Here is a 19,902-nt window from a genome sequence, read left to right as displayed (position 1 = left end):
ACCGGGCGGCAACGGGCGGCCCCGGCAACAATCCGTAACGCGCCGGAGACGCAAGCGGTTCGCAATAAACGGGAGGTCGCGCAGTCCCTTAAAGCTGGCCTTAACCCTTCGCCGCTAATCCGGTCGATGTATGGCAACGCGCGCGACATGGCTGGCTCGGCGAACGGCGACCCACCCCGATTCGCATACGCTGAGCGTCGAGGACGGCGCGCTCGAACTCGTGCCGATTCCGCTGGCGCTGGTCGTCGTGGTGCCCGGCGAATCGCGGATCGAGATGCACAACCGCGCCTTTGCGCGCGCGCGGCTGACCGACGAGCCGCAGATCATGCCGCTGGTCGAGGCGTTCCTGGCCTCCGGTTCGATGACCGAGGAACGCGACTGGCAGACCGGGGCGACGGTCGAGCGACGGCACTACCGCGTCAACCTGTCGCGGCTGCTGCATCGCGGGCGCCCGAGCTGTATCGTGTCGTTCGTCGACCAGACCGCCGAGGTCCGCACCGAGGAGACGCTGCGCCGCGAGATGGCGACCGACAGCCTGACCGGGCTGCCGAACCGCAGCGGCTTCACCGACGCGCTGGAGGCGAGCATCGCCGCGGCGACGCCGTGCTGGGCGGTGCTGATGATCGACCTGGAGCGATTCAGCCGCTTCAACGCCTGTCTGGGATCGCTGGTCGGCGACGAATTGCTCATCACCGTCGCGCGGCGCATCAAGGGCGCGCTCCGGCACAGCGACACGCTGGCGCGCACCGGCGGCGATGAGTTCGGCGTGCTGCTGTCGATCGACGCCGACCGCGAGGAAGTCGACCAGGTCGCCAGGCGGATCCGCGACGCGCTGGCCACGCCGTTCCGGCTCGGCGACTACGAGCTGCGTGTCTCGTGCGCGATCGGCATCGCGTTCGGCGACGCCGAGGTCGCCGATCCGGAGGACGTCATCCGCCACGCGCAGGTGGCGATGAAGAAGTCGAAGGCGACCAAGAACGCCGAATCGTACCAGACCCGCGCGCTGGACAGCGCACGCGCCGAATTCGCGATGGAGACCGCGCTGCGCCGCGCGATCGAGGGCGAGCGGCTGAACCTGGTCTATCAACCGATCTGCGACCTGGCGACCGGGCGGGTGAACGGGTTCGAGGCGCTGGCGCGCTGGACCGACGAATATGGCGTCCGCCACGAACCGAGCCGCTTCATCCCGGTCGCGGAGGAATCGGGGCTGATCGTGCCGCTGGGGCGCTGGGCGCTCGATCGGGCGGTGCGCACGCTGGCCGAATGGGACGAGCGGGCCGGCGGCTTCTGCGGCGTGACCGTGGCGGTGAACCTGTCGCCGATCCAGCTGCAACGCGATTCGATCCCCGGCATCGTCCAACGGGCGCTGCACGATTCGGGCGTGGCGGGCGAGCGGCTGAAGCTGGAGATCACCGAAAGCGCGCTGATCGCCGATCCCGACCGGATCGCGCGCGTGCTGACCGGCCTGAAGAAGCTGGGCGTGACGATCGCGATGGACGATTTCGGCACCGGCTTCTCGAACCTCGCCTCGCTCCAGAAGCTGCCGATCGACGTGCTGAAGATCGACCGCAGCTTCGTGACCGGGTTGCTGACCGACCGCGACAAGGTGGCGATCGTGCGCGCGATCCTGGGCCTGTCGCAAGCGCTGGGGATGGCGACGGTCGCCGAGGGGATCGAGGCGAACGAGGTCGGGCAGACGCTGGCGGCGCTGGGCTGCACCTTCGGGCAGGGCTATGCCTATGCCCGTCCGCTCGATCCCGAGGACGCCTACGCGTTCCTGCGCGAACGCAACGCCTGAGCGGCTTCGTCGTCGGCGAGTTCCGCGACGCGCGAAGCGTCGGGAAAGCCCTCGGCGATCCAGCGATCCTCGACGCGGCGCAGCGTGCGCGCGACGTCCGGTCCCTTTTCGAGCCCGCGCGCGACCAGCGCGCCGCCGCCGATCGGCAGCGTCGGTCGCTCCCAGTCGATCAGCGGGCGCGGGTCGGCGCCGGCCAGCAGCAAGCGGTCGACCGCGCTTTCGACCCCGGCGCGGTAGCCGAGCGCGCGCGGGGACTCGTCGCCGGGCGCGATGCCGGCCTGGATCAGCCGCTTGCGGTCGGCATTGGACAGCTTCAGCCGCGCGCCGACCGCCTCCGCCGCTTCGGGCGCGACCAGCGCGGCGAGCCGCCGGATCGCCGCCGGGGCGATGCCCGCCGCCGCTTCGCGCCCGGCGAGCGCGGCCAGCCGCGCGACCCCGGCGGCGTCGATCTCGGGCAGGACCGGGCGGAAGATGCCGCGCGCCTGCATCAGCGTGACGACCGGCACCGCGCCGGGGGCGACGAGCAGCTTGAGCAGTTCGGCGGCGATCCGCTCGCGGCTGAGCGCCATCAGGTCGTTGGCGCGCGCGACGCACGCCTCCAGTCCCTCGCCGTCGATCGCGTCGCCGAAGCGCGCGTGGAAGCGGAAGAAGCGCAGGATCCGCAAGTGATCCTCGGCGATGCGGCGGTAGGGATCGCCGATGAAGCGCACGCGCCGCGCCGCCAGGTCGTCCAGCCCGCCGAACCAGTCGAACAGTTCGCCGGTCAGCGGGTCGGCGTAGAGCGCGTTCATCGTGAAGTCGCGTCGCGCCGCATCCTCGCGCCAGTCGTCGGAAAAGGCGACGACCGCGTGGCGGCCGTCGGTGGCGACGTCGCGGCGCAGCGTCGTGACCTCCACCACCGTCCCCTCGCTGACCGCGGTGATCGTGCCGTGCGCGATGCCGGTCGGGATCGCCTTGATCCCCGCCGCCTCCAGCCGGTGCACGACCTCCGCGGGCGCGAAGCGCGTCGCCAGATCGATGTCGGCGACCGGCAGGCCGAGCAGCGAATCGCGCACCGCGCCGCCGACCCAGCGCGCCGCACCGCCGCCTGCGTCCAGTGCCCCGGTCAGCCGGTCGAGCCCCGCGCGGTGCCGCCACGCGGCGTCCGGCAGCGTCGGGAAAGGGATCACGCCGGCCATCGCAGCCGCCGGGACAGGTTGACGATCATCCCCGCGGTCGCGCCCCAGATGCGCCGGTCGTTCCATAGCATTTCCACATAGTGACGTTCGCGCCCCTGATGGACGGCGCGCGCCGCGCGCTGGTTGGCGGCATCGAGCAGGAAGGCGAGCGGCACCTCGAACACCGCCGCCACTTCCGCCTCGCCGGCGACCAGCGGCAGGTCCGGCGGCACGATGCCGATCACGGGGGTGATCGCGAAGCCGGTGCCCGTGCGGTAGCGGTCCGAGGTGCCGATCACCTCCACCGCGTCGCGCGGAAGGGCGATCTCCTCCTCGGCCTCGCGCAGCGCGGCGGCGACCGCATCCTCGCCGGGGTCGAGGCGACCGCCGGGGAAGGCGACCTGCCCGGCGTGGCGGCGCAGCGTCTCGGTCCGCTGGGTCAGGATCACCCCCGGCTCGACGCGGTCGGTGATCGCGACCAGCACCGCCGCCGGGGTGGCGGGGTCACCGGGCGCGATGTCGTAATCGTCGCCGGCCAGCACGGGCGCATCGCGGGCGGCGGTCAGCGCCACCGCCAGCCGCTCGGCCAGCGTCACGATGGCAGCGCGAAGAAGGTGCCGGCGCTCCACACGCCCGGCGGCGCGTCGTCGCCGGCCAGGGCACGCTCCGCCAGTTCGTAATAGACCGGGCGCGCGAGCAGCGCCTCCAGACCGCCGCGGACGTGCAGATAGGGGTGCGGGCCGTCGTCGCGCTCCTCGAAGCGCAGCGGGTGCGCGGCCGACGCGGTGACCAGGTCGCCGGTGTTGAGACGGAAGGCGAGCACCGCGTCGCGGCCCTCGCCCTCGGCCTTCATCTCCAGCGCGACGAAGGGCGCGTCCTCCACCGCGATGTCGAGCTTCTCGACCGGGGTGACCAGCACATGGCCGCCATCGGGCTCGCGGCGCAGGATGCGGCTGAACGCGCGCACCATCGCCGGGCGGGTGATCGGCGATCCCTGGTGGAACCACGTCCCGTCGCGCGCGATCCGCATCTCGCTGTCGCCGCAATGATCGGGGTGCCAGCGGTCGACGGGGGGCAGGCGGTCGCTGTCGGCCAGTTGCGCGATGTCGGCGATCGTCAGTGTGGCGAAATCGGGGGGCGGGGCCATCGGCATCCCCGGGCAGTTAGGGTGCCGGGCGGGCCGGGTAAAGGTGGGGCCGGGTAAAGGTCAGGCGGGCGCGGCGACGGGCAGTCGCGGGCCGAGCACGCCGGGGCCGCCGGGCACCTGCGCCCCGCGGGCGAGCAGCCGGTGGCGCTCGACCGGGCCGGGCAGCCGCCACCGTGCGGTGGCAGCTGCGTCGAAGCCGAAGAAGCGACCGTAATATTCGGGGTCGCCGATCAGCGTCAGCGGCGCGCCGTCCCCGGCGGCGGCGAGCGCGGTCGCCATCAGCCGCCGTCCGAGCCCCTCCTGCTGGCGCTCGGGCAGGATCGCGACCGGCCCGACCAGCACCAGCGGGCAGACCGTGCCGTCGTCGCCGTCGAAGCGCACCGGCCAGCACTGGATCGAGCCGAGCAGCGCGGCGTCCTCGACCAGCGCGAAGCTCAGATCGGGCAGCGCCTGCGTGCCCGCACGCAGCCGGTAGGCGGTGCGGGTGTGGCGATCCGCGCCGAACGCGCGGTCAAGCAGCCGCTCCACCGCGTCGTTCGCCACCGTTCCGATCGGCACCGTCTGGATCACCGTTCCGCGTCCTCCTGCCCGCGACAGAGGTGGACGCCCGGGCGCGCGGGCTTTAGCGGGGTGGCCACCGAACGCAACCGGATTGACCGAATGAAGCTCTACGACGCCGAGCGCGCGCCCAGCCCGCGGCGCGTGCGAATCTATCTGGCGGAGAAATCGATCTCCGTCGAACGCGTGGCCGTCGACCTGCGCGCGGGCGAGCATCTCCGGCCCGACTATCTCGCGATCAATCCGCGCGGGACGGTGCCGGCGCTGCGGCTCGACGACGGCGAGGTGATCGGCGATTCGACCGCGATCTGCCGCTTCTTCGAGGCGCTGCACCCCGATCCGCCGCTGTTCGGCGCGCGCCCCGTCGAGATCGCGCGCGTCACCGCCTGGACGCGGCGGGTCGAGGCGGAGGGTTACGCCGGGGTGGTCTATGCCTTTCGCAACAGCGTGGCGGCGTTCGCCGGGCGCGGCGAGGTGGGGCAGTGGCCGGCGCTGGCGCAGATCCCCGCGCTGGCGGAGCGTGGACGGGTCATGTGGGACGCGTTCGTCGCCATGCTCGACGCGCGGCTGGCGGAGAGCGAGTGGGTGGCGGGCGAGCGCTTCAGCTATGCCGACATCACCGCGCTGGTGACGGTCGATTTCGCGCGCGCCGCGAAGCTGGCGGTGCCGGAGGGTGCCGCGCATGTCCGGCGCTGGTACGATTCGGCCAGCGCGCGACCGAGTGCGACGGCATGACCGGCGCGCGCGACACGCTCGAGCTCGAGGTCCACGACCTGGAGGTGCAGGTGCTGACCGGCATCTATTCCGAGGAGACGCACCTGCCGCAGCCGCTGCGGATCGACCTCACGGTGCTGCTCGACGCGCCGGCGCATTATGCGCCGGACACGCCGCTGTCGGCCTCGAAGAACTATCTCGACCTGAAGCACGCCGCGACCGACGCGCTGGCGACCGCGGGGCATTTCACGCTGATCGAGGCGGTCGCCGACCATATCGCCGAGACCCTGTTCCTTCAGGACGCGCGGGTGCAGCGGGTGAAGGTCAAGATCGTCAAGCTGGCGATCGCCGAGGCGGGCGAATCGATCGGGATCACGCTGGTCCGGCACCGGCGCTGACCGCCGCCGGCGCGGGCGCTGGGGCGGGCGCAGGGGCAGGGGCGGCGCGGCACGCCCCGAGCTGCGCGATGACGAAGGCGTAGTCTGCCTGCGCCTGCGTCGCGTCGTCGGGCGACAGCGCCGCGGTGCTCCGCTCGGGCAGCGTCGCGGGCAGCGCGCAGGCAAGGCGATACCATAGCAAGGTGTCCCGTTGCGGGACAGTTGCCGAATCGTCGATGATCTCGCTGAGCGCCACCGACCAGCGCGGCTGCTCGCCGGGGCGACGCAGCACCGACAGCGCCGCGGGGCGGTTGTCGCGCGTGCGCAGGAAGATCTGCGTCTCGCCCTCGCCGGGCAGCGCGCCGGGGACGTGGAAGGCGTTGCCGACATCGGTGACCACCGGCGGCGCGCCGGGTGCCGCGACCTCGGCGGCGATCGCGCGGACGCGCTGTTCGAGCGAAGCGCTCCAGTCATGCTGCGCACCGGGCTCGACGAGCTGGACCTGCCCCGGCTGTCCCGCAACGGGACGCGCGAAGGCGAGGACGCGGCGCTTCTTGAGCGACGGCGCGCGCCCGCGCCAGTCGGGGGCGACGTCGACCAGCCAGCCGACGCGCGCGGGGATCGCGCTGGCGCCGCGCACCAGCGTGCCGACGTCCGCCTCGACATAGAAACGCGTGGTGCCGGGCGCGGCGCCCGCCGCCTCCGCGCCCTTGATTCGCGCCGCCGAGCGAATCGTCGCGTCGATCACCAGCGGGCTGGCGATCACGAGGTCGGCGAGCTCGGCATAGCCGAGCGCGGGCGCCGCGGTGGCCGAAGCGGGGGCGGGGGCCTGCCGCTGTGCGCCGGCCGGCGCGGGCGCGAGCGGCGCCACGAGGGCGGCGGCGGAAAAAAGGTAAAAATTGCGCTTCATCATGCGGCTTGGGATAGACGCGCGCGCGCAAACGATACAGAAATAAAACCGTCGCAGTCCGGTTGTACGTTTGTTGCGTCCGACAAAGCGTTTGCGCTCCCAAAACGGGCGCGATAGGACTTGTGTGTCTGTAGATAGCTCAAGAGGCGCTACGGAAAGGTAAACCCGGCCGGATCGCATTCCGGCCACGCCACGGGCCGCAGGATGAGGGAGTTTCGTTGCTGAATGGCCTATTCTGACCAGAAGATGAGCGGAGGCAAGGTCGGCGCGCTGGTGATCGTCGCGCTGATCCACGTTGCTCTCGGCTATGCCTTCATAACCGGCCTCGCGACGAATTTCGTCAAGAAGCAGGTCGAGAAGCTGAACACGTTCGACGTCGAGGAGCCACCGCCCCCGCCGCCGGAAGAGCCGCCGCCCCCGCCGCCCGACACGCCGATGACGCCGCCGCCGGTGGTGTCGCCGCCGCCGATCGTGCAGAACCCGAACCCGCCGCCCGTCACGGTCGCGACGGTGCCGACCCCGCCGCCGGTCTATGTGCCGACGCCGACGATCGCGCCGCCCGCACCGCCCGCGCCGCCCGCCCCGCCGGCTCCGCCCGCGGTCAGCAAGGCAGCCGGTCTGAAGGGCAACCCGGGCCAGTTCTTCGGTGCCGACAACTACCCGCCGTCGGCGATCCGCGCCGAAGAGCAGGGACGCGTCGTCGCGAAGCTGACCGTGGGAACGGACGGGCGCGTCACCGACTGCGTGGTCACCACGTCGAGCAATTCCTCGGCGCTCGACCAGGCGACCTGCCGCATCGCCAAGAGCCGCGTGCGGTTCTCGCCGGCGCAGGACGCATCCGGCAACCCGATCGTCTCCAGCTACACGCTGCCGGTGCGATGGGTGTTGCCACAGAATTGATCCGCGTGACCCTGGCCGCGCGGACCAGCATCGCCGGCCGACAACTTATCTGGCTTAAGGAAGACATCGAATGATCATCAACATCCTCGCCGCGGGTGGGACCGCGGCAGCCGAGAACCAGTTCGGCCTGCAGCAGGCGCTGAAGGAAGGCGGCATCATCTCGCAGTCGGTCTTCACCATCCTGGTGATCATGTCCGTCGTGTCGTTCTATATCCTGTTCTCCAAGCTGTTCGAGCAGCAGAAGATCATCAACCAGGCCAAGCGCGTGCGCTCGCAGTTCTGGAACAGCACCTCGCTGCGCGAAGGTTCGGCGAAGCTGGAGAAGAACTCGGCCTACAAGCAGCTGGTCGACGACGGCCTGGCGGCGCAGGAGCAGCACTCGAAGCTGACCGATCCGGTCGAGGCGCACGACTGGCTGCACGGCTCGCTGGCGCGTTCGGAAGCCGCGATCAACTCGAAGCTGGGCGGTGGCCTGGCGTTCCTGGCGACCGTCGGCGCGACCTCGCCGTTCATCGGCCTGTTCGGCACCGTCGTCGGCATCTACCGCGCGCTCATCAAGATCGGCGCGTCGGGCGATCCGTCGATCGACAAGGTCGCCGGCCCGGTCGGCGAGGCGCTGATCATGACCGCGCTCGGCCTGGTCGTCGCGGTTCCGGCCGTGCTCGCCTACAACTGGCTGCAGCGCCGCAACAAGTCGATCGCGGAAGACCTGTCGGCCTTCTCGAACGACGTGCTGGGCTTCCTGGCGTCGAACGGCGCGGTTCGCCCGACGATCGGCACCGCGACCACCACGACCGCCAAGGCGCCGGCCAAGCCGGTGGGCGCGACCACGACCGCCGGCCAGACCGGTGGCGTGCAGACCCGCCCGTAAGGCGAAAGGGATAAGCGGGGCCGTCGCCAGCGGCGGCCCCGTGGTTCACCTGCCGCCGCGCCCATCGCTCGGGAGGAGCGGCGGCGCGCGGCGGAACGAGAGAATAGGATAGCCTGATGGCGATGAGCGTTGGCGGTGACTCCGCTGAATCCCCGATGTCGGACATCAACACGACGCCCCTCGTGGACGTCATGCTGGTGCTCCTCATCATCTTCCTGATCGCGGTTCCGGTCGCCATCCAGACGGTGAAGGGCATCAAGCTGCCCAGCGTCGTCTTCGACCCGACCACGACCAAGCCCGAGAACGTCTCGCTGTCGGTCATGGGTGCGGACGGCACGTGCAAGGTGTACTGGGGCGTGACCCCGGTGACCCACCAGGAGCTGCTGGACCGCGCGGTCGCCAAGCTGAAGACCGAGATCGATCGTCAGGGCGGCCCCGGCAACCCGGACCTCGAACTGCCCGAGGCGCACGTCCGCGCGGACATCGGCACGCCGTGGCGCTGCGTCGCGGGGACGATCTACAACATGCAGATGGCCGGCTTTGCCAAGGTCGGGTTCATTTCGCAGCCCAAGGGCGGCGGCGCCTGAGCTAAGGAGTAGCTGACATGGCAATGAGTGCAGGCCGCGATGACGGCGAGCCGATGATGGAGATGAACACGACGCCGTTGATCGACGTCATGCTCGTGCTCCTCATCATGTTCATCATCACCCTTCCGGTCCCGACGCATGCGGTGAAGGTCGACCTGCCGGTCAACGACCCCAAGGCGCAGAAGCCGCCGGTCGACCCGATCAAGAACAAGATCGCGATCGACGCCGCCGGCGGGATCACCTGGAACGGCACCCCGGTCAATTCGACGGTGCTGCGCCAGTATCTCGACCAGTCGGCGGCGATGAGCCCCGAGCCGGAACTCCAGTTCCAGCCGGATCCGGCGACCCGCTACGACGTGGTCGACCAGACGCTGGCCGACATCAAGCGCTCGAACGTGACCAAGCTGGGCTTCGTCGGCAACGAGCAATATTACAAGGAATTCTGATCGCATATGCGATCGGGGGAGTTCTGATCGCGCACGCGATCAGGGTATCCGAACGGCGACGGGCGGTCCTGCGGGGCCGCCCTTTTTCGTTTCGCGACCGCCGGCGCCCCGTTCGATAGTGCTTGCGACCTTGTCAAATAAGTGACACCTTCATGTCACAAAACCGTAACGCGAGCGTTGGTCGCGTTGCAGGACAGGAGGGTGAGATGGTGATGAAGCTGATGATGGCGGCGCTCGTCGGCACCGCTTCGGTGGCCGCTCCGGCACTCGCGAAGGATCGGGTGGGCTATCAGGCGATCGCGGCCGGCAGCCTGTCGCAGGCCGAGCGCACGATCGACGCCGAGCGCGCGATCTTCCCCGAACGGCCTGAACTCATGCTCAATCTGGCGGCGGTGTACGCGCGCACCGGGCGTGAGGCGCAGGCCCGTGCGCTCTACGCCGACGTTCTCGACCGCGGCGACGTGGCGATGGATCTGGCGGACGGCAGCGTCGTTTCCTCGCACGCGCTGGCGCACAAGGGGCTTGCGCGCCTCACGACGACGATGGCGACCCGCTAAGGCGCCTGCTGTGCTCTTCATGGCACGGGTGTGACGGAAGGGGCACGACGGGCGAGGAGAAGCGGAAGGGCCGCGGGCACTGACGACGGTGCTGCGACGGTTCGTCTCGCGGTGACGGGCTTTTCGACGGCCCCTTGATGCCCAGGTTCGGCCGCCCCGTGCGGCGCGGCACGGCCGGACCGGCTGCCGCGGCAGGCGCGGGCGGGGTGCTGCATTGCCGGCCCGCGGCTGCTCGCGAAAGAGCGTGCGTCGTCCGGTGGACGGGCGGGGTCACCCCGTCAGCGCGGGAACGTCGCCCGTCGACGAACGGCCCGGCGTCGCGCGCGGGCGCGCTACAGGCGCGGCAGCGTCACGCCGCGCTGGCCCATATATTTGCCGGCGCGGTCGGCATAGCTCGTCTCGCACGGCTCGTTGCCGTGGAGGAAGAGGAACTGGCACGCGCCCTCATTGGCGTAGATCTTGGCGGGCAACGGGGTGGTGTTCGAAAATTCCAGCGTCACATGGCCCTCCCAGCCCGGCTCCAGGGGGGTGACGTTCACGATGATGCCGCACCGCGCATAGGTCGACTTGCCGAGGCAGATCACCAGCACGTCGCGCGGCACGCGAAAATATTCGACCGTGCGCGCCAGCGCGAAGCTGTTCGGCGGGATGATGCACACGTCGGTCTTGCGATCGACGAAGCTGTTGGCGGCAAAGTCCTTCGGGTCGACCAGCGCATTGTCGACGTTGGTGAAGATCTTGAACTCGTCGGCGACGCGCGCGTCATAGCCGTAGCTGGACAGCCCGTAGCTGATGCAGCCGTCGCGGCGCTGCGACTCGACGAACGGCTCGATCATGCCGTCGGCCAGCGCGCGCTCGCGGATCCAACGGTCGGACTGGACGGACATGCTGCGACTCCCCTCGGCGGCTCCGCGCTTTCGCGGTTGCCGGCGCGCGGCGCAAGTCCACATGCGGCGGTGCTGGGCGGGACGCGCACGGCGGGCTATCGGGGAGGGCGATGTCGCGGGTGCTGCTTCAACTTGCCTACCGTGTGCGCCTGCGGGTGCTGGCGCTGCTGCGGTGGCGCACGCGCGGGGTGAAGGTGCTGGTGTTCGATGGCCAGGGCCGCGTGCTGCTGGTCCGGCACCGCTACGGGCGCAGCGACCTGCATATGCTGCCCGGCGGCGGGATCGCGCGCGGCGAGCCGCCGGCCGCGGCGGCGGTGCGCGAGGTCCGCGAGGAAACCGGATGCACGTTGCGGCAGGTGACGTTCGTCGCGCGCTACGAGTCGCGTGCCGAGCGGCGGCGCGATACCGTCGATCTGTTCCACGCCATGACCGACGATGCCCCCATACCCGATGCGCGCGAGCTGGAGGCGGCGTGCTTCCATGCGCTCGATACGCTGCCCGCCGCGCTGTCGCCGGCGACGCGGCGGCGGATCGACGAATGGCGCGGGGTGCGGGAGCGGTCGGCGACCTGGTGACCGCGCGGGCGGTGCGCCGGTCAGCTGCGATTCATTCTCACCGCCTCGCGGCCTTGCCCCTCCGGAGGCGGGGGTCTAGAGCGTGCCGGTTCCGTTCGCACCTGCGAGAGAGGCGAGAGAGACATAGTGGTCGATCTGTCGCAATACCTACCGATCCTCCTGTTCCTGGGGGTGGCGCTCGCCTTGTCGAGCGCGTTCGTGTTCCTGCCGATGGCGGTCGCCAAGCTGACCGGCGCGGCGAAACCCACGCCCGAGAAGCTGTCCGAATATGAATGCGGCTTCCCCGCGTTCGAGGACAGCCGATCGCAATTCGACGTGCGATTTTATCTGGTCGCGATCCTCTTCATCATCTTCGATCTCGAGGCGGCGTTCCTATATCCTTGGGCAGTCAGCGTTTTTTCGCTGGGCTGGACCGCATGGATCTCGATGATGATCTTTATCGCCGAACTCGCGCTCGGCCTCGTTTACGCATGGAAGAAGGGAGCGCTGGAGTGGGAGTAGAAGCGCATTCCGGGCCGATCGGGCTCGTCAACAATCCGGAGACGGCGGGCGCGATCGCGCCCGATCAGGGATTCTTCGACGGGCTGAACGGCGAACTGAACGACAAGGGCTTCCTGGTCACCTCGACCGAGGAGCTGTTCCAGTGGGCGCGCACCGGCTCGCTTTGGTGGATGACGTTCGGCCTCGCGTGCTGCGCGGTCGAGATGATCCACGTCAACATGCCGCGCTACGACATGGAGCGCTTTGGCGCCGCGCCGCGCGCGAGCCCGCGCCAGTCGGACGTGATGATCGTCGCCGGCACGCTGTGCAACAAGATGGCGCCCGCGCTCCGCAAGGTCTACGACCAGATGTCAGAGCCGAAATACGTCATCTCGATGGGGTCGTGCGCCAACGGCGGCGGCTATTACCATTATAGCTACAGCGTCGTGCGCGGCTGCGACCGCGTGGTGCCGGTCGACATCTACGTCCCCGGCTGCCCGCCGACCGCCGAGGCGCTGCTGTACGGCGTGATGCAGTTGCAGCGGAAGATCCGTCGCGCCGGGAGCATCGAACGGTGAGGGCGCCGGCACCCGCCTGGGCGGCGAACCTGAACGACGCGACGATCGAGTCGGCGCGCACCGCGATCGGCGTGGCGCTGCTCGATGCTGTCGAGATCGCGGGCGAGGTGCAGCTGCACGTCACGCGCGACGGGCTGGTCGCGGCGCTGACCGCGCTGCGCGATACGCCCGGGCTGGAATATCAGCAGCTGATGGAGATCGCGGGCGTCGACTATCCGGAGCGCGCCGAGCGGTTCGAGGTCGTGTATTGCCTGTTGTCGCTGACGCGCAACCACCGGCTGCACGTCCATGTCGGCGCGACCGAGGACACGCCGGTGCCGTCGGTGACCGACCTGTGGCCGGTCGCGGGCTGGCTGGAGCGCGAGGTCTATGACATGTACGGCGTGCTGTTCACGGGCAACCGCGACCTGCGCCGCATCCTGACCGATTACGGCTTCCGCGGGCATCCGTTCCGCAAGGACTTCCCGCTGACCGGGTTCGTCGAGCTGCGCTACTCCGAGGAGCAGAAGCGCGTCGTCTACGAGCCGGTGAAGCTGGCGCAGGATTTCCGCACCTTCGACTTCACCAGCCCGTGGGAAGGCGCGGAATACGTGCTGCCGGGCGACGAGAAGGCGAAGCTGCCCGAGGCGAAGGGCGCGCCGACCCCGGCGACCGCGACCGAGGTGCAGAAGGCGGGCACGGCGGAAACGCCGAAGCGGGACGCGCCCGCGCCCAGCCAGCCTTACGCCAAGAAGGACACGACCAGCACCACCGAGACCGGCGCCGGCCGTCCCGAGAGCGATGCCGAGCCGAAGCCGCGCGACCCCGATGTCGTGCCGTCGAAGGGCGGGGGGCAGAACGAATGACCGATACGTACGTCCAGAAGGAGCAGGCCGTCGACCATGCGGTCGATCCCGCGATCGAGAAGCTGCTCCATGCCACGGATGCATCGCACCCCACCGAGGGCGACGTCGCGATCCAGAACTACACGATCAACTTCGGCCCGCAGCATCCGGCGGCGCACGGCGTGCTGCGGCTCGTCATGGAGCTGGACGGCGAGATCGTCGAGCGGATCGACCCGCACGTCGGGCTGCTCCACCGCGGCACCGAGAAGCTGATCGAATACAAAACCTACGCGCAGGCGATCCCGTATTTCGACCGGCTCGATTATTGCTCGCCGGCGTGCATGGAGCACACGTTCGTGCTGGCGATCGAGAAGCTGCTCGATCTCGAGGTGCCGATCCGTGCGCAATATCTGCGCGTGTTCTTCGCCGAACTGACGCGCATCTCGAACCACATGCTCAACCTGGGCTCGCACGTCATGGACGTCGGCGCGATGACGCCGAACCTGTGGCTGTTCGAGATTCGCGAGGATTGCTACGGCTTCCTGGAGCGCGCCACGGGCGCGCGGATGCACCACAATTATTTCCGCCCCGGCGGGGTGCACCAGGACGTGCCGCTCAAGCTGCTGACGGACATCGCCGACTGGCTCGACACCCGGCTGCCGCGGCTGTTCGAGGACGCGATCAGCCTGGTCGCCGACAATCGCATCTTCAAGCAGCGCAACGTCGATATCGCGACCGTGAGCCGCGAGGACGCGATCAAATGGGGATTCTCCGGGCCGATGATCCGGGCCGCGGGCATCCCGTGGGACCTGCGCAAGTCGCAGCCCTATGACGTGTACGCGAAGATGGACTTCGAGGTGCCGGTCGGCACGCGCGGCGATTGCTACGACCGCTTCATGGTGCGCGTCGAGGAGGTCCGCCAATCGGCGCGGATCATGAAGCAGTGCCTGGCGGAAATGCCGGAGGGGCCGATCGCCTCGCTCGACCGCAAGGTGGTGCCGCCGAAGCGCGCCGAGATGAAGCGCTCGATGGAGGCGCTGATCCACCACTTCAAGCTCTACACCGAGGGTTATCACGTGCCCGCGGGCGAGGTGTATGTCGCGACCGAAAGCCCGAAGGGCGAGTTCGGTGTGTATCTGGTCAGCGACGGCAGCAACAAGCCGTACCGCTGCAAGATCCGCCCGACCGCCTTCTCGCACCTGCAGGCGATGGACTTCATGAGCCGCGGCCACATGCTGGCGGACACCACCGCCATCCTGGGCGCGATGGATATCGTTTTTGGCGAATGTGACCGCTGATGGCTGACGCACCTATCATCCCCGACGAGGCCGAGGTCCGCGCGCGCTGGGGCGCGTTCCAGTGGAACGACGACAGCAAGGCGAAGCGCGATGCGATCCTGGCGCGCTATCCGGCCGGGCGCGAGCAATCGGCGTCGATCCCGCTGCTCGATCTGGCGCAGCGCCAGGTGGGCGCCGAGACGCAGACGCAAGGCTGGCTGCCGGTCCCGGTGATCGAGTTCGTCGCGCGCGAGATCGGCGTGCCCTATATGCGCGTGTACGAGGTCGCGACCTTCTACACGATGTTCAACCTGGCGCCGGTCGGCCGCTTCCACGTGCAGGTATGCGGCACGACGCCGTGCATGCTGCGCGGGTCGGACGACGTGCTGGCGGCCTGCAAGAACAAGGGCCTGATCAAGGGCAAGACGACGCCGGACGGCCTGTTCACGCTGACCGAGGTCGAGTGCATGGGCAATTGCGCGTCGGCACCGATGGTGCAGATCAACGACGACAATTTCGAGGATCTCGACTACGATCGCACGATCGCGATCCTGGAGACGCTGGCCAACGGCGGTGCGCCGAAGCCGGGGACGCAGGAGCCGGGTCGCCACACGGTGGAGCCGAAGGGCGGGCCGACCTCGCTGACCGCGATGGTCACCGAGAACCACGACTATCGCGGGGAGTGGGCGAATGGCTGAGACCGGAATCGCCAGTCACGCGCTGGAGTGGATGAAGCGTATCAGCGCCAAGCTCGACAATATCGGCCTGGAGCTCGGCGACATGAAGCTGCGCATGTCGGCGGTCGGGGATCATCTGTCCGGACTGACCGTCTCCAACGCCGGCATTACGCATCGGCTCGACCGGGTCGAAGGCCGGCTCGATCGCATGGAGCGTCGGCTTGAATTGAGGGATGGACAGTGAGCCTGCTCGACAAGGATCGGATCTTCACCAACCTCTACGGCTATCAGTCGTGGCGGCTGGATGCGGCGATGGCGCGCGGCGACTGGGACAATACCAAGGCGCTGCTGGAGCTCGGCCAGGACAAGATCATCGACACCATCAAGGCGTCGGGTCTGCGCGGGCGCGGCGGGGCGGGATTCCCGACCGGCACGAAATGGTCGTTCATGCCCAAGGAGCCGAAGCCGGACCGGCCGAACTTCCTGGTCATCAACGCCGACGAATCCGAGCCGGGTTCGTGCAAGGACCGCGAGATCATCCGCCACGATCCGCACACGCTGATCGAGGGCGCGCTGGTCGCGGGCTTCGCGATGCGCGCGCGGGCCGCGTATATCTACATCCGCGGCGAGTATATCCGCGAGGCGGAGGTGCTGTTCGCGGCGGTCGCGGAGGCCTATGACAAGGGGCTGGTGGGCAAGAACGCCTGCGGCTCGGGCTACGACTTCGACGTCTTCGTCCACCGCGGCGCGGGCGCGTACATCTGCGGCGAAGAGACCGCGATGCTCGAAAGCCTGGAAGGCAAGAAGGGCCAGCCGCGGCTAAAGCCGCCGTTCCCGGCGGGCGCGGGGCTGTACGGTTGCCCGACGACGGTCAACAATGTCGAGTCGATCGCGGTCGCCCCGACGATCCTGCGGCGCGGCGCGGCGTGGTTTTCCAGCTTCGGCGCGGAGAACAACAAGGGCACCAAGCTGTTCCAGATCAGCGGCCATGTGAACACGCCGTGCGTGGTCGAGGAGGCGATGAGCATCCCGTTCCGCGAACTGATCGAGAAGCATTGCGGCGGCATCCGCGGCGGCTGGGACAATCTGCTCGCGGTCATCCCGGGCGGGTCGTCGGTGCCGTTGGTCCCGGCCAAGGACATCATCGACGCGCCGATGGATTTCGACGGTCTGAAGGCGGTCGGATCGGGGCTGGGCACCGCCGCGATCATCGTCATGGACAAGTCGACCGACGTCGTCCGCGCGATCAGCCGCATCTCGTATTTCTACAAGCACGAGAGCTGCGGCCAGTGCACGCCGTGCCGCGAGGGTACCGGCTGGATGTGGCGCGTGATGGAGCGGCTGCGCACCGGCGATGCCGAGATCGGCGAGATCGACATGCTCCAGCAGGTGACCAAGCAGGTTGAGGGCCATTCGATCTGCGCGCTGGGCGACGCGGCCGCATGGCCGATCCAGGGGCTGATCCGCCACTTCCGCCCCGAACTGGAACGCCGCATCAACGAGCGTGGCGGCAACGTCGCCCCGATGCAGGAAGCTGCCGAATAATGCCCAAGGTCAAAGTCGACGGAGTCGAGATCGAGGTGCCGCAGGGCGCCACCGTGTTGCAGGCCTGCGAACTGGCCGGCAAGGAGATCCCGCGCTTCTGCTACCACGAACGGCTCAGCATCGCCGGTAACTGCCGGATGTGCCTGGTCGAGGTGAAGCCGGGGCCGCCGAAGCCGCAGGCGAGCTGCGCGCTGCCGGCGGCGGAGAACCAGGAGATCTTCACCAACACGCCGATGGTGAAGCATGCCCGCGAGGGCATCATGGAATTTCTGCTGATCAACCACCCGCTCGATTGCCCGATCTGCGATCAGGGCGGCGAGTGCGATCTGCAGGACCAGTCGGTCGCCTATGGCCGCGGCCACTCGCGCTATGACGAGAACAAGCGCGCGGTGACCGAGAAGTACATGGGGCCGATCGTCAAGACGGTGATGACGCGCTGCATCCAATGCACGCGCTGCATCCGCTTTGCCGAGGAAGTCGCCGGCGTCGAGGAGATCGGCGCGATCTATCGCGGCGAGAACATGCAGATCACCTCCTATCTGGAGGAAGCGGTCACGTCCGAACTGTCGGGCAATGTCGTGGACCTGTGCCCGGTCGGTGCGTTGACGAGCAAGCCCTACGCGTTCGAAGCGCGGCCGTGGGAACTGCGCAAGACGCTGACGATCGACGTGATGGACGCGGTCGGCACCAACATCCGGCTCGACAGCCGCGGGCGGCAGGTGCTGCGCTGCGTGCCGCGCGTCAACGACGACGTGAACGAGGAATGGGCGACCGACAAGACCCGCCATGCGGTGGACGGGCTGGTGCGCAAGCGGCTCGACCGGCCGTATGTGCGGCGTGACGGCAAGCTGCACGCGGTGACCTGGGACGAGGCGTTCGCGGCGATTGCCGCCGTCGACCATGGCGGTTCGGTGGCCGCGGTGGCGGGCGATCTGGTCGATTGCGAGACGATGTTCGCGGCCAAGGCGCTGCTGTCGTCGCTCGGCTCCTCGCTGCTCGAAGGGCGGCAGACCGGCATGGACTATGACACGTCCAGCCTGGCGGCGGTGAACTTCAACACCACGATCGCGCGCACCGAAGAGGCGGATGCGATCCTGCTGGTCGGCACCAATCTGCGCTGGGAAGCGCCGCTGGTGAACACGCGGATCCGCAAGGCGATCAAGAAGGGCGCGAAGGTCTTCGCGATCGGGCCGGAGACCGAGCTGACCTACAAGGTCGAATGGCTCGGCACGGACCTGTCGGTGCTCGGCAACCTGCCGGAGCGCGTGACCGAGGCGTTCGGGAAGGCCGCCAGGCCGATGGTGATCGTCGGCGGTGCGGCGCTGAAGGGCGCGCATGGCGCGGCGCTGGCGCTGGCCGATACGCTCGGCCTGGTGAAGGACGACTGGAACGGCTTCAACGTCGTTCACATGGCGGCGAGCCGCATGGGCGGACTGATGCTCGGCTATGCGCAAAAGGCCGGTATCTCCGCGCTGTACGACGCGAAGCTGACGTTCTTCCTGGGCGCGGACGAGTGCGACCATGCGCGCTTCACCGGCTTGAAGGTCTATGTCGGGCACCACGGCGACCGCGGCGCTCATCATGCCGACGTGATCCTGCCGGGTGCGAGCTATGCCGAGAAGTCCGGCACCTGGGTCAATCTGGAAGGGCGCGTGCAGCGCGGCGAGCGCGCGGTGTTCCCGCCGGGCGACGCGCGCGAGGACTGGACGATCTTCCGCGCGCTGAGCGAGCGGATGGGGCAGACGCTGTCGTTCGACACGCTGGGTGAGCTGCGCGCCGCGATGGCGCTGGATTGCCCGGAGCTGGCGACGCCGGGGCTCAAGACCTTCGCGTGGAACCCGCCGGCGCTCGGCGCGACCGCCGAGGGCGTGCTGGACGGCTATCCGATCAAGGACTTCTATCTCACCAACGCCATCTGCCGGGCGTCGCCGACGATGCAGCGCTGCTCGGCCGAACTGGTGCATGGCGAGAGCTTCGCGGAGGCGGCGGAGTGACCGACTTCTTCAATCATACCGTCGGCCTTCCCTATGGCTGGGCGTGGTTCCTTGCGACGATCGTCGGCATCCTGCTGATCGCGTTGCCGCTGATGCTGTCGGTGGCGATGATCATCTATGCCGACCGCAAGATCTGGGCGGCGATGGCGCTCCGGCGCGGGCCGAACGTCGTCGGTCCGTTCGGGCTGCTGCAGTCGTTCGCGGACGGGCTGAAGGTCTTCCTTCAGGAGACGATCGTTCCGTCGGCGGCCAATCGCGGGCTGTTCCTGCTGGCGCCGATCATCACCTTCACGGTCGCGCTGATCGTCTGGGCGGTGGTGCCGTTCCAGCCGGGCGTGGTGCTGGCGAACATCAACGTCGGCCTGCTCTACGTGCTCGCGGCATCGTCGCTCGGCGTCTACGGGATCATCCTGGCCGGGTGGTCGTCGAACTCGAAATACCCGTTCTTCTCGGCGATCCGCGCGGCGGCGCAGATGGTCAGCTATGAGGTCGCGATCGGCTTCGTCCTGATCTCGGTCGTGATGTGGGCGGGGTCGTTCAATCTCTCGACGATCGTCGAGGCGCAAAAGGGATTGTACGGCTTCATCAACGGCTTCGGGTTCAATCCGCTGCTGTTCCCGATGAGCGTGGTCTTCCTGATCTCGTCGCTGGCCGAGACGCAGCGCGCGCCGTTCGACCTGACGGAGGCCGAGAGCGAGCTGGTGGCGGGCTACCAGACCGAATATTCGTCGATGGCGTTCGCGCTCTACTGGCTGGGCGAATATGCCAACGTGCTTCTGATGTGCACGCTGAACGCGACGCTGTTCTGGGGTGGTTACCTGCCGCCGTTCGACTGGGCGCCGCTGTACGTCGTGCCGGGGATCATCTGGCTGTTCGCGAAGATCCTGTTCTTCTTCTTCGTGTTCTCGTGGATCAAGGCGACGGTGCCGCGCTACCGCTACGACCAGCTGATGCGGCTGGGGTGGAAGGTGTTCCTGCCGCTGTCGCTGTTCTGGGTGTTCCTGGTGTCGGGCGTGCTGATGTTCATGCGCGTGGGAGTGTAA

24 protein-coding genes are annotated in these 19,902 nt (G+C 68.8%); 18 read left to right on the top strand and 6 right to left on the bottom strand.

All coding sequences use genetic code 11. The annotated features are described in order from the left end of the window. The first annotated feature begins 130 nt into the window (after positions 1-130). Entirely contained in the window at positions 131-1,798 is a 1,668-nt protein-coding gene (locus tag J2Y58_RS04925; protein WP_310099497.1) for a bifunctional diguanylate cyclase/phosphodiesterase, read from the top strand. Here J2Y58_RS04925 and J2Y58_RS04920 read toward each other — a convergent pair. From J2Y58_RS04920 to J2Y58_RS04905, 4 genes are read right to left on the bottom strand one after another with little or no spacing between them, the layout of a single operon-like run. Beyond that, positions 1,768-2,967, bottom strand: coding sequence for a CCA tRNA nucleotidyltransferase (locus tag J2Y58_RS04920; RefSeq protein WP_405053062.1), 1,200 nt, complete (start codon positions 2,965-2,967; stop codon positions 1,768-1,770). The two genes, J2Y58_RS04925 and J2Y58_RS04920, sit on opposite strands and share 31 nt — an antisense overlap. Beyond that, positions 2,964-3,551, bottom strand: coding sequence for a CoA pyrophosphatase (locus J2Y58_RS04915; protein ID WP_310099492.1), 588 nt, complete (start codon positions 3,549-3,551; stop codon positions 2,964-2,966). Before J2Y58_RS04915 ends, J2Y58_RS04920 begins: the two co-directional genes overlap by 4 nt. Further along, positions 3,548-4,108: a DUF1285 domain-containing protein gene (locus J2Y58_RS04910; RefSeq protein WP_310099489.1), complete on the bottom strand. Its 561-nt coding sequence runs from the start codon at positions 4,106-4,108 to the stop codon at positions 3,548-3,550. The genes J2Y58_RS04915 and J2Y58_RS04910 overlap by 4 nt, the downstream gene beginning before the upstream one ends. A gap of 54 nt (positions 4,109-4,162) precedes the next feature. Continuing rightward, positions 4,163-4,672 carry an N-acetyltransferase gene (locus J2Y58_RS04905; protein ID WP_310099486.1) on the bottom strand — a complete coding sequence of 170 codons (510 nt, stop codon included), beginning with the start codon at positions 4,670-4,672 and terminating at the stop codon, positions 4,163-4,165. 90 nt (positions 4,673-4,762) lie between these two features. Here J2Y58_RS04905 and J2Y58_RS04900 point away from each other — a divergent pair, with 90 nt between their 5' ends. Beyond that, positions 4,763-5,395 (top strand): glutathione S-transferase N-terminal domain-containing protein, encoded by a 633-nt coding sequence (locus J2Y58_RS04900; protein WP_310099482.1) that lies wholly within the window; start codon positions 4,763-4,765, stop codon positions 5,393-5,395. Then, on the top strand, positions 5,392-5,772 hold the full coding sequence (locus tag J2Y58_RS04895; protein ID WP_310099480.1) for a dihydroneopterin aldolase: 381 nt from the start codon (positions 5,392-5,394) through the stop codon (positions 5,770-5,772). Before J2Y58_RS04900 ends, J2Y58_RS04895 begins: the two co-directional genes overlap by 4 nt. Here the strand turns inward: J2Y58_RS04895 and J2Y58_RS04890 are convergent. Then, a complete protein-coding gene (locus J2Y58_RS04890; protein ID WP_310099477.1) occupies positions 5,747-6,661 on the bottom strand; it encodes a hypothetical protein in 915 nt (304 codons plus the stop codon). The two genes, J2Y58_RS04895 and J2Y58_RS04890, sit on opposite strands and share 26 nt — an antisense overlap. Before the next feature lie 225 nt (positions 6,662-6,886). Here J2Y58_RS04890 and J2Y58_RS04885 point away from each other — a divergent pair, with 225 nt between their 5' ends. The 5 genes from J2Y58_RS04885 (at position 6,887) to J2Y58_RS04865 (ending at position 10,022) form a co-directional block, all read left to right on the top strand. Next, on the top strand, positions 6,887-7,561 hold the full coding sequence (locus J2Y58_RS04885) for an energy transducer TonB (protein WP_310099474.1): 675 nt from the start codon (positions 6,887-6,889) through the stop codon (positions 7,559-7,561). Positions 7,562-7,631: 70 nt separating this feature from the next. Then, positions 7,632-8,432: a MotA/TolQ/ExbB proton channel family protein gene (locus J2Y58_RS04880; RefSeq protein ID WP_310099471.1), complete on the top strand. Its 801-nt coding sequence runs from the start codon at positions 7,632-7,634 to the stop codon at positions 8,430-8,432. A gap of 116 nt (positions 8,433-8,548) precedes the next feature. Continuing rightward, positions 8,549-9,019 carry a biopolymer transporter ExbD gene (locus tag J2Y58_RS04875; RefSeq protein WP_310099468.1) on the top strand — a complete coding sequence of 157 codons (471 nt, stop codon included), beginning with the start codon at positions 8,549-8,551 and terminating at the stop codon, positions 9,017-9,019. A gap of 17 nt (positions 9,020-9,036) precedes the next feature. Next, on the top strand, positions 9,037-9,465 hold the full coding sequence (locus J2Y58_RS04870; protein ID WP_310099465.1) for a biopolymer transporter ExbD: 429 nt from the start codon (positions 9,037-9,039) through the stop codon (positions 9,463-9,465). A 206-nt stretch (positions 9,466-9,671) separates the two neighbouring features. Then, on the top strand, positions 9,672-10,022 hold the full coding sequence (locus tag J2Y58_RS04865) for a tetratricopeptide repeat protein (protein WP_310099462.1): 351 nt from the start codon (positions 9,672-9,674) through the stop codon (positions 10,020-10,022). Positions 10,023-10,354: 332 nt separating this feature from the next. On the opposite strand, the gene dcd is transcribed toward J2Y58_RS04865, so the two are convergent. Further along, the gene (gene dcd, locus J2Y58_RS04860) at positions 10,355-10,909 is read right to left on the bottom strand and encodes a dCTP deaminase (RefSeq protein ID WP_310099460.1); all 555 of its coding nucleotides are present in this window, start codon (positions 10,907-10,909) and stop codon (positions 10,355-10,357) included. 110 nt (positions 10,910-11,019) lie between these two features. On the opposite strand from dcd, the gene J2Y58_RS04855 reads away from it, so the two are divergent. The 10 genes from J2Y58_RS04855 (at position 11,020) to nuoH (ending at position 19,902) form a co-directional block, all read left to right on the top strand. Beyond that, positions 11,020-11,484: an NUDIX domain-containing protein gene (locus J2Y58_RS04855; RefSeq protein ID WP_310099457.1), complete on the top strand. Its 465-nt coding sequence runs from the start codon at positions 11,020-11,022 to the stop codon at positions 11,482-11,484. Positions 11,485-11,610: 126 nt separating this feature from the next. Then, entirely contained in the window at positions 11,611-11,985 is a 375-nt protein-coding gene (locus J2Y58_RS04850) for an NADH-quinone oxidoreductase subunit A (RefSeq protein ID WP_310099454.1), read from the top strand. After that, positions 11,955-12,542: an NADH-quinone oxidoreductase subunit B family protein gene (locus J2Y58_RS04845; protein WP_310099452.1), complete on the top strand. Its 588-nt coding sequence runs from the start codon at positions 11,955-11,957 to the stop codon at positions 12,540-12,542. The genes J2Y58_RS04850 and J2Y58_RS04845 overlap by 31 nt, the downstream gene beginning before the upstream one ends. Further along, complete coding sequence (locus J2Y58_RS04840; protein ID WP_310099450.1) at positions 12,539-13,387, top strand: NADH-quinone oxidoreductase subunit C; 849 nt, start codon at positions 12,539-12,541, stop codon at positions 13,385-13,387. The genes J2Y58_RS04845 and J2Y58_RS04840 overlap by 4 nt, the downstream gene beginning before the upstream one ends. Further along, the gene (locus J2Y58_RS04835) at positions 13,384-14,664 is read left to right on the top strand and encodes an NADH-quinone oxidoreductase subunit D (RefSeq protein WP_310099447.1); all 1,281 of its coding nucleotides are present in this window, start codon (positions 13,384-13,386) and stop codon (positions 14,662-14,664) included. Before J2Y58_RS04840 ends, J2Y58_RS04835 begins: the two co-directional genes overlap by 4 nt. Further along, a complete protein-coding gene (locus tag J2Y58_RS04830; RefSeq protein ID WP_310099444.1) occupies positions 14,664-15,341 on the top strand; it encodes an NAD(P)H-dependent oxidoreductase subunit E in 678 nt (225 codons plus the stop codon). The genes J2Y58_RS04835 and J2Y58_RS04830 overlap by 1 nt, the downstream gene beginning before the upstream one ends. Then, entirely contained in the window at positions 15,334-15,564 is a 231-nt protein-coding gene (locus J2Y58_RS04825; RefSeq protein WP_310099442.1) for a hypothetical protein, read from the top strand. The genes J2Y58_RS04830 and J2Y58_RS04825 overlap by 8 nt, the downstream gene beginning before the upstream one ends. Continuing rightward, positions 15,561-16,865, top strand: coding sequence for an NADH-quinone oxidoreductase subunit NuoF (gene nuoF, locus J2Y58_RS04820; RefSeq protein ID WP_310099439.1), 1,305 nt, complete (start codon positions 15,561-15,563; stop codon positions 16,863-16,865). The genes J2Y58_RS04825 and nuoF overlap by 4 nt, the downstream gene beginning before the upstream one ends. Then, complete coding sequence (gene nuoG / locus J2Y58_RS04815; protein WP_310099436.1) at positions 16,865-18,859, top strand: NADH-quinone oxidoreductase subunit NuoG; 1,995 nt, start codon at positions 16,865-16,867, stop codon at positions 18,857-18,859. The genes nuoF and nuoG overlap by 1 nt, the downstream gene beginning before the upstream one ends. Continuing rightward, complete coding sequence (gene nuoH, locus J2Y58_RS04810; RefSeq protein WP_310099433.1) at positions 18,856-19,902, top strand: NADH-quinone oxidoreductase subunit NuoH; 1,047 nt, start codon at positions 18,856-18,858, stop codon at positions 19,900-19,902. Before nuoG ends, nuoH begins: the two co-directional genes overlap by 4 nt.

It is taken from the genome of Sphingomonas sp. BE138 (assembly GCF_031456125.1).
In the GTDB taxonomy this organism is placed as follows: Bacteria; Pseudomonadota; Alphaproteobacteria; order Sphingomonadales; family Sphingomonadaceae; genus Sphingomonas.
Note: the sequence above shows the minus strand (reverse complement) of the source record. Positions and strands in the feature narration are given on the sequence as shown.